The organism is Crossiella sp. S99.2 (assembly GCF_023094165.1).
Lineage (GTDB): Bacteria > Actinomycetota > Actinomycetes > Mycobacteriales > Pseudonocardiaceae > Crossiella.
Genome location: NZ_JALMDK010000005.1, coordinates 776,171 through 788,930 on the forward strand (window position 1 = coordinate 776,171; position 12,760 = coordinate 788,930).

A 12,760-nucleotide genomic window follows, 5' to 3' on the forward strand; every position below is an offset into this window, starting at 1 on the left:
GATCAGAAGTAGGTGCGCACGAAGTCGATTACGGTCTCGCCATCGGCCGCTACCACGGGCAGCAGCTGCCACTTGTCGAAAACCGTGCACGGGTGGGACAGCCCCAGCCGTACCCAGTCACCGACCTGCACCTGGTCTTCCGCCCGGAGTTCCAGGAACGCGTGCTGGTCGTTGAGCTTGGTGATGGTCGCACCCGTCAACTCGGTGTTTTCCTGACCTCGGCGGCGCAACTGCGGTTCGGGCAGGCCCTCGTCGAAGGAAAAGTCCCGTTTGCCCGAAGTGAGCAGGGCCAGCAGCGGTTCCGGCTTGGAGGTGACCTGGGCCCAGCCGTGCAGCGCGGGCTTGAGCGCGGTGGTCCCGGCGAGCCTGGCGTCAGGGCCGAACGGCGTAATGCCGCGGTAGATGCCGTCGTCGTGGGTGAGGTAGGCGCCGCTGCGCAGCACCGCGAGCAGCTCCGGTCCGGTCCACTGCGGCGCGAACGCGGTGAACGCCTCGGCGACCAGATCCGGCCAGGCGCTGCCGCCCGCGGTCAGCACCACGCGCTCGGTGTCGGCGAACAATCCGTCCGACTGGAGTTCGGCGAGCAGTCCGCACATATCGCGTAGGTAGCCGCGCACGGTCGCCGAGGCGGTGGCCACGTCGCCGTGCGCCACCGCACCTTCGTAGCCGCCGGCCCCGGCCAGTCGCAGCACCGGGCTGGCGCTGATCGCCTCGGCCACCGCGCGGGCGGCGGCCCGGTCCCTGGCGCCGGTGCGGCCGCCGGGCGCGCCCAGCTCCACCAGCACCTCGATCGGGCGGGACAGGCCGGCCAGGCCCTCGGTCAGCAGCTCGACGCCGCGCACCGTGTCGGCCCAGCACAGGAACTCGAAGCCGGGATCGCCGTTGACCTGCTCGGTCAGCCAGGCCAGCGCGGCGGGGTCGACGAGCTGGTTGGCGAGCAGGATCCGGCTGACCCCGAAGGCCCGGTAGACCCGGAGCTGGCTGGCGTTGGCGGCGGTGATCGCCCAGGCGCCCGCGGCCAGCTGGCGCTGGTAGAACTGCGGCGCCATCGGGGTTTTGCCGTGCGGGGCGAGCAGCAGGCCCTGCCCGGCCACCCAGTCGGCCATGGTGCGCAGGTTGTGTTCCAGGGCCTCTTCGTCGATCACCACGAGCGGCGGCAGGAAGCCGTCCCGGAACAGGTTGGGGCGGGTCGCCGCGGCCTCGGCGAGCGTCTTGCCCGCCAGCGCGTCCGGCAGGCCCTTGAACCGCCAGTCGATGCGTTCGGCGCCGATCGCGGCCACCGCGTCCTCGTCCAGCCGAGCCGGTTCCACGGCTGTCCACCTTTCGTTGCGAATTATGCAACTTGGATTGCGCTATGTGATGCGTGGCTGTGTAGCATTCCGCTGAGCTGGTCGTCAACGTTGGCCGGGCCGGAGGGAACCTGAGTGGATGAGCTGAAACCCCCCGTTGATCGTGGGGCGGCCGATGTGGTGTGCCTTGGCGAGTCGATGGCCCTGTTCGTGCCAGCGGAACCGGGACCGACGCACGAGGTCACCTCCTGGACCAGGACGGTGGGCGGCGCCGAGTCCAATGTGGCCTGTCACCTGGCCCGGTTCGGCTGGCACAGCCGCTGGGTCAGCGCGCTCGGCCGAGACGCCTTCGGCCGGGCCATCCTGGACCGGCTGACCTCCTTCGGCGTGGACGTCGCCGACGTGGCCCGCGACGAGCACCGGCCGACCGGGCTCTACGTCAAGGAGGCCGACGCCAACGGCAGCACTGTGCGCTACTTCCGGCGCGGTTCGGCCGCCTCCGGCATGGGCCCGGAGTTACTCGACGGCCTTGGCCTGGACCGCACCGCGCTGATCCACCTCTCCGGCATCACCGCCGCGCTCTCGGAGAGCTGCCAGGCCCTGGTGACCGCGATCCTGGACCCGTGGCGGGGCGACCGGCTGGTCTCCTTCGACCTCAACTGGCGCCCGGCGTTGTGGCGCAACAAGGACACCTCGGTGCTGGCCGAACTGGCCAACAAGGCCGACATCGTGCTGGTCGGCTCGGATGAGGCCGAGGCGCTGTGGGGGATCGGCGATCCCCTCGCCCTGCGCGAACTCCTGCCCGAGCCGCGCACGCTGGTGGTCAAGCAGGCCGAGCACGGCGCGACCATGGTGGAGAACGGGCAGAGCTGGTTCCAGCCCGCGCTCAAGGTCGACGTGGTCGAACCGGTCGGCGCGGGCGACGCCTTCGCCGCCGGCTTCCTGTCGTCCACTTTGGACGGTGAGGATCCGGTGACCCGGTTGCGGCGCGGGCATCTCTGCGCGGTCGGCTCCCTGCTCACCCGGGACGACGTGGGCGAGCCGGTGGCCGCCGAGCTGGTCGAGCGCCTGCTCGCCGCCGACGACGAGACCTGGGCGGGCACCCACTTCAGCGCTGGGACGAAACCATGAGCCAGAGCCTGGACCGCGCGCTGACCATCCTCACCGAACTGGCAGGCGGGCACCGCACCCTGGACGAGCTGGCCGCCGTGCTGGACGTGCACAAGTCCACCGCGCTGCGCCTGCTGCGCACCCTGGAGGCGCGGCGGTTCGTGCAGCGCGAGGACGTGCGGCACTACCGGCTGGGCACCACGTTGTTCGACCTGGCCAACCGCGCGCTGGAGGAACGCGATGTGCGGCGCACCGTCGAGCCCGCGCTGCGCGAGCTGAACGCGAGCACCGGGCACACCGTGCACCTGGCCAGCTACGAGGGCGGCGAGGTGATCTACATTGACAAGTACGACAGCCGCCACCAGGTCCGGATGTACTCCAGGGTCGGCAAGAGCGCGCCGCTGCACTGCACCGCGGTGGCCAAGCTGCTGCTGTCCGCGCTGCCTGAACGGGAGCAGCGCCGGATCGTGGAGGGCATGAGTTTTCCCCGGCTCACCGCGAACACCATCACCGATCCCACCGCGTACCAGGCCGAACTGCGCAAGGTCCGGGCCCAGGGCTACGCGGTGGACCGCTCCGAGCACGAGGACTTCATCCACTGCATCGGCGCGCCGATCCTGGGCGCCCGCGGCGAGGTGCTGGCCGCGGTATCGATGTCGGTGCCGAAGATGTTGCTTGATTACGAGGGCCTGATGGCGCTGCTGCCCGAGCTGCGCGCCGCGGCCAGGACCGCCTCGGTGGCCTGCGGCTGGCGGCCCGAGAACACCTGAACCACCTGAATTTCCGGCAGACACGAGCAGAAGAGGTAAGCACGGCGATGGCGAAGACCGAGATCCGCACCGCGAACGCGCCCACCCCGGTGGCCAACTTCTCCCAGGGGGTCCGCAAGGGCAACATCCTCCAGGTCGCGGGCCAGGTCGCGTTCGACCCGGCCACCGGCGCGATCGTCGGCGACACCGTGGCCGAGCAGACCCGGCAGACGCTGAAGAACGTGGCCGCGGTGCTGGAGGCCGGCGGCGCGAGCTTCGACGACGTGGTGATGTTCCGGGTGTTCCTCACCGACACCGGCCACTTCGGCGAGATGAACGCGGTCTACAACGAGATCATCAACTCCGGCCCGTTCTCCGGCCGCACCACCGTCTACGTCGGCCTGCCCGCCGGCCTGCTGGTGGAGATCGACGCGCTGGCCGTGCTCGGGGACTGATCACCGACGGTGACTGAACCTCGCGCCACTGCTCCAAGGGATACCGCGTCCGTTACCAACGCGTGACATCCGTCCCCTGGTGGAGTGGCGCGGGATTGAGTCCCCGGCGGAACTGGGATTGGTTGGAAGAGCAGGCGTTCCACCAGCTCAGGAGGTTCACGTCATGGCACAGCGATCCCGCGTCGCCGGGTTCCTGACCGCCCTTGTGTTCGCTACCGCGCTTCCGGTCGCGCTCGCCGCCCCGGCCAGTGCGGACAGCGGCGACTGCTACCTGTACCTCAAGGACAACTACTTCGGTATCCGCTCCGTGCATCGGGACGCCTGCGTCGACGGCGAGCGCGGCTACTTCGATGACTGCGTGGACACGCTTCGCGATTTCGGCATCCGCCATCGGCACGCCGTCCGGGCCTGCGAATGGGCCGAGCGCTGACCTCTTTCTGAACTCACCCGATCCGGGATACAAGGAGGGAGTGAAGCTCTACGCCGACCACCAGGCCCGCCGCGCGGCCCAGCTGCTGGTCGACCTCGGCGCCCTGTTGATCATCGCAGTCAGCAGCTGGCTGGCCCTGGATCTCTACGACCTGGTCAGCAAACTACGAGCGCCCGGCGTCGAGCTGGTCGAGGCGGGCGGTTCGCTCCGCGAGCTGTCCGCCTTGGCCGCGGCTCAGGCCGGGCGGCTGCCGCTGGTGGGGGATGAGCTGGCGGCGGCGCTGGGCCGGGGCTCGGCGGTGGCCGACCGGCTGGTGGACGCGGGCAACAAGCAGATGTCCGCGGTCGACTCCACCGCCCTGTGGCTGAGCCTGCTGCTGGTTCTGGTGCCGGTGTCGCTGTTGTTGGTGTCCTGGTTGCCGTTGCGGGCGAGGTTCGTCCGGCAGGCCACGGCGGCCCGGCGGCTGACCAGGCTGGGGGAGGCGCACGTGGACCTGCTGGCGTTGCGCGGGCTGGCGAACCTGCCGCTGCACACGCTGGCCAAGCCGGGGGTGGACCTGGTGGGGGCGTGGCGGTCGGGGGACCGGGAGGCGACCGAACTGCTGGCCCGCGCGGAGCTGCGCCGGCTGGGATTACGACTGGAGACGGGAAAAGTTGGACCTTGACGACCTGAACACCCTGCCGGACTGGATGCGTCCGCCGCGTGCCGAGGGCTGGTACGCCGACGACCTGGACCACCTGCCGGACGCGCCCGAACACATCGAACTGATCGACGGCGCGCTGGTGTTCCGCCTGGTGCCCCAGACCGTCTGGCACAGCGCGGTGGTCTCCGGGCTCACGCTCGCCCTCGCGACGCAGGCACCGCCCAGCATCGCGGCTCTGTCCGGCATGACCATCCGGCTGGACCGGCACAACCGCCCGGAAGCCGACATCCTCGTGCACGCCACACCGCCCGAGCCGGACCGCACCTGGTTCCGGCCGGCGGACGTGCTGCTCGTGGTCGAGGTCGTGTTGCCGGAGTCCGCGCACCGGGACCGGACGGTCAAACTCCGCAAGTACGCCGCGGCGGGGATCCCGCACTACTGGATCGTTGACCGGGAAGACGCCGCGCCGGTCGTGCATGCGTACGAGCTGGACAGGCCGACCGGTGCCTACGTCCCAGCCGGCATCTTCCGCGGCACCCTGGAGCGGCCGGTGCCCTTCCTGATCGCCGTGGATCTGAACGAACTGCTCGCGTAGCTCGACCGGATGAAAATCAAGTGGCGCCATCTGAGATTACGACTGGAGACCGGAAAAGTTGGACCTTGACGACCTGAACACCCTGCCGGACTGGATGCGTCCGCCGCGTGCCGAGGGCTGGTACGCCGATGACCTCGACCATCTCCCCGAGGCGCCCGCGCACACCGAACTGATCGACGGGGTCCTGGTGTTCCGCCTGGTGCCCCAGACCATCTGGCACAGCCGGATGATCTCCGGACTCAGGGAGGCCCTCGACGCACAGGCACCGCCCGGCATCGAGGTCGACAGCGGTATGACCATCCGGCTGGACCGGCGCAACCGCCCAGAAGCCGACCTCGTGGTGAACACCGCGCCGTTCGACCCCGACCTCAGCTGGTTCGCGCCGGCGGACGTGCTGCTCGTGGTCGAGGTCGTGTTGCCGGAGTCCGCGCACCGGGACCGCACGGTCAAACTCCGCAAGTACGCCGCGGCGGGGATCCCGCACTACTGGATCGTCGACAAGGAGGGTTCCGCGCCGGTCGTGCACGTGTACGAGTTGGACAAGCCGACCGGCGCCTACGCCCCGGCCGGCATCTTCCGCGGCACCCTGAATCGCCCGGTGCCCTTCCCGATCACCCTCGATCTGGACAGCCTGCGTCAGTAAACCGGCCCCGTGTACTTCTCGCCCGGCCCCTGCCCCGGCTCGTCCGGCACCACCGAAGCCTCCCGGAACGCCTTCTGCAACGCCTGCAGCCCGTCCCGCAGCGGCGCCGCGTGCACCCCCAGGTACTCCACCGACGCCGTGATCAACCCGGCCAGCGCGGTGATCAGCCGCCGCGCCTCGTCCAGGTCGAGCCGGTCGCTCTCGGCGGGGTCGGGGTCGGCCAGGCCGAGTTTCTCGGCGGCGGCGGACATCAGCATCACTGCCGCGCGGCTGATGACCTCGATGCTGGGGACATCGGACAGGTCGCGGACGGGGTCGGGCCCCTCGATTGGGTGGGACGTGCTCACCCCTGGTACGATTCCACGAGCGACCAGCCCCTGCGCACGTGGGGGCGGCAAGTGGAGCCCCGCTCCCACCCGAGTCACCGCTTGAGGTGTCCGGGTCCGGTCAGGTAGTCGACCCAGGTCAGACTACCCGTGCGCGATCCTCGCCGGTGACGGCGGGTGATCGCGAGATCGGAGTTGAGCGGGCCCCGCGCGCGGAACATTGCGCCGGGGCCTCGTTGTTGTAACGGGGTTCTTCCTGTCGCGGTGCGCGAGAGCTACCGCCAAACCGAGGAGGCCCCATCAGCTCCGAAACACGCATCAACGACCGCATCCGGGTGCCCGAGGTCCGTCTGGTCGGACCCGCGGGTGAGCAGGTCGGCATCGTCCGCATCGAGGACGCGCTGCGACTTGCCGAGGAAGCGGACCTTGACCTCGTCGAGGTCGCCCCACAGGCACGACCGCCGGTCTGCAAGCTCATGGACTACGGCAAGTTCAAGTACGAGAGCGCGCAGAAGGCCCGCGAGTCCCGTCGCAACCAGCAGATGACGGTCATCAAGGAGCAGAAGCTCCGGCCGAAGATCGACTCTCACGATTACGACACGAAGAAGGGACACATCGTCCGCTTCCTCAACCAGGGACACAAGGTCAAGGTGACCATCATGTTCCGTGGTCGTGAGCAGTCCCGGCCTGAGCTGGGCTACCGCCTGCTGCAGCGCCTCGCGGAGGACGTCGCCGATCTGGGTGTCGTTGAGTCCAGCCCCAAGCAGGACGGCCGGAACATGATCATGGTTCTGGCTCCGCACAAGAACGTGAAGCCGCGTACCGCAACCAAGGACGCGGAGACCGAGCAGGACGTGGCGGCGGAGTAACTCCCCGCGTACTGCGAGCAGTGCGGGCACCCTCGCCCGCGCCGCGGGCCGGTTCCCCCGGTGGGAACCGGCTGACCCCGCGCCGCCCCTGCGGTGGCGCAAGCACCCCAAACGAGGACGGACATGCCCAAGCAGAAGACCCACAAAGGGACCTCGAAGCGCATCAAGGTGACCGGCAGCGGCAAGCTGATGCGGGAGAAGACGGGTCGCCGCCACAAGCTGGAGCGCAAGAGCTCCACGCTGACCCGCCGTCTTGAGGGCGCCGAGGTCGTCTCCAAGAAGGACGCTCCGCGCCTCAAGCGCCTGCTCGGCATCTGAGCTGGCCACCCCAGACCGACTTTTCCACCTGAGACCGACCCACTCCGGTCTCACTTGATTGACAGGATGTACCCGTGGCACGCGTCAAGCGGGCAGTGAACGCCCAGAAGAAGCGCCGTACGATTCTGGAGCAGGCCAGCGGCTACCGCGGCCAGCGCTCGCGGATGTACCGCAAGGCGAAGGAGCAGGTGCTCCACTCGCTCAACTACGCCTACCGGGACCGCCGTGCCCGCAAGGGTGACTTCCGCAAGCTGTGGATCACGCGCATCAACGCGGCCGCCCGCGCGAACGGGATCACCTACAACCGCTTCATCCAGGGCCTGAACCTGGCTGGCGTCGAGGTGGACCGCAAGATCCTGGCCGAGCTGGCCGTCAGCGACGCGGCGGCCTTCGAGGCCCTCGTCGAGGTCGCGCGCGAGGCTCTGCCCGCCGACCGGAACGCGGCGGCCTCCTGAGCCGCCAGCAGGCGAACAGCACCAGCAGCACCCGGCCCGGGGCCGTCCTGACCGAACGGACGCCCCGGGTCGCTGCTGCTCGCCAGCTGACCCGCCGCCAGGGCCGGGACCGGGCCGACCGGTTCCTCGCCGAGGGCGCGCAGGCCGTGCGCGAGGCACTGGCCTGGGCGGCCGACGGACGTGGCCAGGTGCACGAGCTGTTCGTCACCGAGGTTGCGGCCGGCCGCAACCAGGATCTCCTGCACGCCGCGGGCGCGGCCGGGATCCGGGTCAGCGAGATCACCGAACGGGCCGCCGAGGGCCTGTCCGAAACCGTCACCCCGCAGGGCGTCATCGCCGTCTGCGACCGGGTCGAGGTGTCGCTGGCCGACGCCCTGGCCAGTAGCCCGAAGCTGGTCGCGGTGCTCGTCGGCATCGCCGACCCCGGCAACGCGGGCACCGTGGTCCGGGTCGCCGACGCGGCGGGCGCGGACGCGGTGATCTTCGCGGGCGACACCGTGGACGTGCACAACGGCAAGTGCGTGCGCGCCTCCACCGGCAGTGTCTTCCACCTGCCCATCGCCCGATCCCGGGACACCGCAACGGTTCTCCAGGCATGCGCGGCCGCGGAGCTGCGCCTGGTCGCCGCCGACGGCAACACCGATTCGGACCTGGACGCCGCCGAGGACCGCGGCGAGCTGGCCGCACCCACCGCCTGGCTGTTCGGCAGCGAGGCGCACGGCGTGCCCGCCGACGTGCTGGCCGCCGCCGACACCGCGCTCAAGGTGCCCATCCACGGCGCCGCGGAAAGCCTCAACCTGGCCACCGCCGCCGCGGTCTGCCTCTACGCCAGCGCCCGCGCCCAGCGCCGTACCGCCCGGTAGTCGAGCGCAGACCGGGAACCGCTGGGCGACCGTTTGCCGCCGATCGGTAGTTCTGCCCCCGAGATCACTGTTCGCGCCCGGTGTTTTCGGGAGTATGAAACGGGAAACCCTGCCCCCGACTGGAGGCCGTCCCGATGCCGGTGCCCCTCGGCGACCTGTCCGACTTGCCCGCCACCACCCGGATGCTGCTCGCCGCCGACGGCTCGACCACCGCACTGCTGGAAGCCCTGCTCCGCGCGCCGCTGACCGCGGTGGTGGACCGGCAGGAGACGCACACCGCGAACTCGGTTCCGGCGCCACTGCGGGAGAAGCTGCGCACCGCGCGCGGCGGCGGGTATGTGCACCGGCACAGCAGGCTGCTCACGCCGGCCGAGCAGGTGGTCAGCATCAACCTGGTGCTGTTGCCGCGGCAGGAGGCGGACGCGTTGATCCCGCCGGGGGAGCGGCCGCTGGGGCGGCACCTCACCGGGAACCGGCTGGCCGCCGGGCGGGAGGCGCTGGGCCGGTTCACCGCGCACTGGCCGCCGCGGTCGGGGCTGGAACCTTGTGTGGGCAAGGACTATCTCATCCACCTGCGTTCCGGCGCGCGGATCTACGTGCGCGAGCTGTTCAACCCGTGCCTGGTCGCGCCTAGGTGAGCGAGCACCGCGCCACCGAGCTGTCGTGCCACCGCCACACGCCCGGACTGTCCTGGCGCATGCTGTGCCAGTACCGGTAGTTGTGCGTGATCCAGTAAGGGGTGCCGCCCAGCGTGTACTTGGTGACGCTGGTCTTGGCGCCGATCAGCTGGCGGTCCACGATCTTGCCGTCGACGATCTCGGCGTAGTTCCCCGGCGAGGTGCAGCGCGGCTGACCATCGGCCTGCACCGGGGTCAGGGTGGTGGGGATCGGTGTGACGAAGGGGTTGCAGATGATCTGGAAGGCGGAATCGAACCGGTATTCGACGCTGCTGGTGCCCGCGTGGATCTTTTCCATCAGCCAGTAGTGCACCGAGGTGCCGGTGGCACTCTTGCCGATGAAGCCGTGGCCCCAGCCGGTGCCCCCGGTCACGGGCGGCGGTGAGCTGAAACTCCGCTGCTCACAACGCCAGTCCGGGGCGGCCTGCGCGGCCGGGGCCGGCGCCGCGGCGAGCGCGGTGAACGTCAGGGCGACGGCCATGGCCAGGTTGAGGAAACGTGTCATCTGCGGCCCCCTCGGAGGAATTCCCTGAATTCAGGGTAGGCCGTGATCATGAATTCCGGATTGGTGCGTTCGGTCGCAGCATCGCGGTCAAAGGCGGGAAAGCAGTTCCTGTGCCAGCGGATCCCGTTCCACCGTGCGGTGCTGTTCGGTGAGCGCGTCGCTGAGGGCCTTGAGCACCCCGGCCACATCGGCGTGCGGGGCGTCCTCGGGCAGCAGCGCGGCCGCCCGCCTGGCCTCGCTCTCGCTGAGCCGCGGATCGCCTTGCAGCAGGTGGATCTGGGCGGCGCGGTTGACCAGGTAGACCTGCCACAGCACATCGCCGAGCCGGACCGCGAGCCGTTCCGCCTCGGCGTTGTCGGTCAGCGATTCGGCGTAGCGGCCGTGCAGGGCCAGCACGAAGGCGCGACCGGCGATGAGTTCGGCGTTCAGCTCCTCATCGGCGTCCACCGCCAGTTCGGTGGCCCGGGTCAGCGCGGCCAGGGCGGCTTCCTGGTCCTGGGCGCCGATGGAATTGGCCAGCCGCAACAACATCCGGGCCGCGGGCTCGGCCCGGCCCGCGGTGCACAGGATCTCCGCGGACTCCCAGTAGGCGGCGCGGGTGGGTTCGACCCGCTCCAGGTTGGTGTAGGCGGCGGCCAGGTTGGCCAGCACCTGGGCCCGGTGCAGGCGGTTCTCCGGCGGCACCAGATCCAGCGCGGCGAGCAGGTGCTCCTCGGCGGCCTCGTGTTCGCCGAGCACGCCGCAGACCGCGCCGAGCCGGTGCCGCACCGGCAATTCGGTGCTGCGCTGGTCCTTGCCCTCCACCAGCCGCAGCGCCTCCTCCAGGGTCTCCGCGGCCTCCACGTAGCGGTCCAGTTCCAGGTAGGCGCCGCTGAGCAGGAAGCAGGCCTGCGCGGTGGCGGTGGCGCCCAGGTGGCGGCGGCAGGCGGCGACCGCGTCCACCAGATCGGGCAGCCGGTCCACCTCCAGGTCCAGTTCGACCAGCATCGCGGCCTGTTCCAGGAGCGCCTCGGCGGTCCACGGGCCGTCCGCGGCGGTGGCGAAGGCGGCCAGTTCGCCGTAGGCGGTCACGGTGTCCTCGTGCTCGCCCAGGTCCTTGCACAGCCGGGCGCGGGCCACCAGCGCGCTGAACCGGTCCGCGGGCGCGCTGTCGATGGTCAGCGTGGTGGTCAGGGCGTCCAGGGCGGCCCGCTGGTCCCCGGCGAGCATGAATTGTTCGGCCTCGCGCACCGCGAGCCGGGTGGCCAGTCGCCGGGCCCGCCCGGTGACCAGGTCCCTGGCCGCGTCGAGCTGGGCGGCGGCCGGTTCGCTCAGCCCGCGTTCCTGGCAGACCTCGGCCAGCACCAGCCGGGCGCCGACTTCCAGTTCCGGATCGCCCAGCAGCACCGCGTCCCGCACCGCCTGCTCGGCCACCGCGCCGGCCCGGTGGTCGGCGTGCGCGCGCAGTTCCAGCATGGCCAGCCCGCACCGGTGCCGCACCGCCAGCTCGTGCTCGCCCAGCTTGGCGAAGGCGTCCACCGCCTCGGCGAAGACCGTGCGGGCCTCGGTCGGTTGCGGCCGGGTCTCGAACATCCGCCGGGCGCGCACCCGCAGCGCCAGCACTCCTGGCAGCTCGACCGCGCGCGGTAACGAGGTCAGCAGCCGGTGCCCGGTGACGAAGTCGCCCGCGTCGAAGGCGTCCACCGCGGCCGCCGCCACCGTGCGCGGATCCTCCGGTGGCACAACGGGTTCGGCCACCTCGGCCGGCGGTAGCGCGAGGGTCACCCTCGGCCCGTCGGGTTGTTCCAGGAACTCGGCCAGCCTGCGCATCAGCCACACCGCGCCGTTGCGCCGGTCGAATGCCTCGGCCAGGCCACCGGCCTCGGCCACCAGTTCGGCCCGCAGCACACCCGCGGTCACCCGGCGCGGTCCGGCCGACACCGGGCGGGCCGGGTCGATCCGGTCGAGGACCAGCGCCACCGCGCCGAGGAAACCCAGGCGCGCCAACGGGTTCGGTAACTCGGTGAGCAAGCTCGCGTGCCGTTCGACCAGCTCCAGGCCGCGTTCGGCGTTGCCGGTGACGGCCAGGAACTCCAGGTTCGCGGCCAGCGCCGCGCCGTCGCCGGGCCGGTCCCGCAACCGGCGGTAGGCCATCAGGTGCGCCTGCCGCGCCCTGGCCGGTTCGCCCGCCCGCAGGAACGCGCCGAGCAGGCTGCTGAGCACCCCGGCCGGTTGCATCGAGCAGGCGCTTTCCTGACGCAGCACCGGATCGGCGTGCGCCAGCGCCTCGGCGAACCGCCCGTGCCCGACCAGGAACTCCACCTGCGCGCCGACCACACAGGCCGCGCAGTCGCTGAGCTGGTCGCCGGGCGCGCCCAGCCAGGCCGGGAACAGCTCCTCGGCCTCGGCGTGCCCGCGCTGGTCGGCCAGCCGCACCCGCAGGCCGAGCACCGGCTGCGGCGAGGCGCCCTCCCGCTGGAACCGGGCGGCCAGCTCGTCCAGTGCCGCCCGCACCTGGTCCAGGCTGAACCGGGGGTCGCCGATGAGCCCGTTGACCACCCACTTGTGCATCCACCGCAGCTGGTGCAGCGCGGCCGCGTCGAAGGCGGCGGGTTCGCGCCGTTCGGCGGCCACCGCCCAGGCGAAGGGGGCCAGCATCAGGTCGGAGCGGCGCAGTTCGTGGCAGAGCCGGATCATCGCCAGCCGCACCCGCAGCCCCAGCCGCACATCGCGGGCCGCGTCGGCCCCGCGCGCGGCCCGTTCCAGGGCCTCGTAGCGCGGTAATCCGGCCGGCATGTGCTCGGCGGTGGCCAGCATCCGGGCCGGCGCCTGCTCCTCGGTCACCCCAGTCCTC

16 protein-coding genes are annotated in these 12,760 nt (G+C 71.0%); 12 read left to right on the forward strand and 4 right to left on the reverse strand.

Annotated elements, in window-relative coordinates:
- Positions 1-2: 2 nt before the first annotated feature.
- Complete coding sequence (locus tag MZC64_RS22885; protein WP_247758327.1) at positions 3-1,310, reverse strand: alanine racemase; 1,308 nt, start codon at positions 1,308-1,310, stop codon at positions 3-5.
- Positions 1,311-1,433: 123 nt separating this feature from the next.
- On the opposite strand from MZC64_RS22885, the gene MZC64_RS22890 reads away from it, so the two are divergent.
- The 7 genes from MZC64_RS22890 (at position 1,434) to MZC64_RS22920 (ending at position 5,914) form a co-directional block, all read left to right on the forward strand.
- The gene (locus MZC64_RS22890) at positions 1,434-2,420 is read left to right on the forward strand and encodes a sugar kinase (RefSeq protein ID WP_282105783.1); all 987 of its coding nucleotides are present in this window, start codon (positions 1,434-1,436) and stop codon (positions 2,418-2,420) included.
- Positions 2,417-3,169 (forward strand): IclR family transcriptional regulator, encoded by a 753-nt coding sequence (locus MZC64_RS22895; RefSeq protein ID WP_247758326.1) that lies wholly within the window; start codon positions 2,417-2,419, stop codon positions 3,167-3,169. The genes MZC64_RS22890 and MZC64_RS22895 overlap by 4 nt, the downstream gene beginning before the upstream one ends.
- A gap of 47 nt (positions 3,170-3,216) precedes the next feature.
- Entirely contained in the window at positions 3,217-3,603 is a 387-nt protein-coding gene (locus MZC64_RS22900) for a RidA family protein (protein WP_185003232.1), read from the forward strand.
- Positions 3,604-3,766: 163 nt separating this feature from the next.
- The gene (locus MZC64_RS22905) at positions 3,767-4,033 is read left to right on the forward strand and encodes a hypothetical protein (RefSeq protein WP_247758325.1); all 267 of its coding nucleotides are present in this window, start codon (positions 3,767-3,769) and stop codon (positions 4,031-4,033) included.
- A 40-nt stretch (positions 4,034-4,073) separates the two neighbouring features.
- Complete coding sequence (locus MZC64_RS22910; protein ID WP_247758324.1) at positions 4,074-4,697, forward strand: hypothetical protein; 624 nt, start codon at positions 4,074-4,076, stop codon at positions 4,695-4,697.
- The gene (locus tag MZC64_RS22915; RefSeq protein ID WP_247758323.1) at positions 4,687-5,271 is read left to right on the forward strand and encodes a Uma2 family endonuclease; all 585 of its coding nucleotides are present in this window, start codon (positions 4,687-4,689) and stop codon (positions 5,269-5,271) included. Before MZC64_RS22910 ends, MZC64_RS22915 begins: the two co-directional genes overlap by 11 nt.
- A gap of 58 nt (positions 5,272-5,329) precedes the next feature.
- On the forward strand, positions 5,330-5,914 hold the full coding sequence (locus tag MZC64_RS22920; protein WP_247758322.1) for a Uma2 family endonuclease: 585 nt from the start codon (positions 5,330-5,332) through the stop codon (positions 5,912-5,914).
- On the opposite strand, the gene MZC64_RS22925 is transcribed toward MZC64_RS22920, so the two are convergent.
- Positions 5,908-6,261, reverse strand: coding sequence for a DUF1844 domain-containing protein (locus MZC64_RS22925; RefSeq protein ID WP_247758321.1), 354 nt, complete (start codon positions 6,259-6,261; stop codon positions 5,908-5,910). The genes MZC64_RS22920 and MZC64_RS22925 overlap by 7 nt on opposite strands.
- A gap of 278 nt (positions 6,262-6,539) precedes the next feature.
- On the opposite strand from MZC64_RS22925, the gene infC reads away from it, so the two are divergent.
- From infC to MZC64_RS22950, 5 genes are all read left to right on the forward strand, one after another.
- A complete protein-coding gene (infC, locus tag MZC64_RS22930) occupies positions 6,540-7,109 on the forward strand; it encodes a translation initiation factor IF-3 (protein ID WP_308301058.1) in 570 nt (189 codons plus the stop codon).
- Positions 7,110-7,232: 123 nt separating this feature from the next.
- Positions 7,233-7,427 carry a 50S ribosomal protein L35 gene (gene rpmI, locus MZC64_RS22935; protein ID WP_247758319.1) on the forward strand — a complete coding sequence of 65 codons (195 nt, stop codon included), beginning with the start codon at positions 7,233-7,235 and terminating at the stop codon, positions 7,425-7,427.
- A 74-nt stretch (positions 7,428-7,501) separates the two neighbouring features.
- Positions 7,502-7,882, forward strand: coding sequence for a 50S ribosomal protein L20 (gene rplT, locus MZC64_RS22940; RefSeq protein ID WP_247758318.1), 381 nt, complete (start codon positions 7,502-7,504; stop codon positions 7,880-7,882).
- Positions 7,879-8,745 carry an RNA methyltransferase gene (locus tag MZC64_RS22945; protein ID WP_247758884.1) on the forward strand — a complete coding sequence of 289 codons (867 nt, stop codon included), beginning with the start codon at positions 7,879-7,881 and terminating at the stop codon, positions 8,743-8,745. Before rplT ends, MZC64_RS22945 begins: the two co-directional genes overlap by 4 nt.
- 134 nt (positions 8,746-8,879) lie before the next feature.
- The gene (locus MZC64_RS22950) at positions 8,880-9,383 is read left to right on the forward strand and encodes a hypothetical protein (protein WP_247758317.1); all 504 of its coding nucleotides are present in this window, start codon (positions 8,880-8,882) and stop codon (positions 9,381-9,383) included.
- Here MZC64_RS22950 and MZC64_RS22955 read toward each other — a convergent pair.
- Together MZC64_RS22955 and MZC64_RS22960 are read right to left on the reverse strand one after the other, a co-directional pair.
- A complete protein-coding gene (locus MZC64_RS22955) occupies positions 9,376-9,927 on the reverse strand; it encodes a hypothetical protein (protein WP_247758316.1) in 552 nt (183 codons plus the stop codon). The genes MZC64_RS22950 and MZC64_RS22955 overlap by 8 nt on opposite strands.
- Positions 9,928-10,014: 87 nt before the next feature.
- On the reverse strand, positions 10,015-12,750 hold the full coding sequence (locus MZC64_RS22960; protein WP_247758315.1) for a hypothetical protein: 2,736 nt from the start codon (positions 12,748-12,750) through the stop codon (positions 10,015-10,017).
- Positions 12,751-12,760 lie beyond the last annotated feature (10 nt).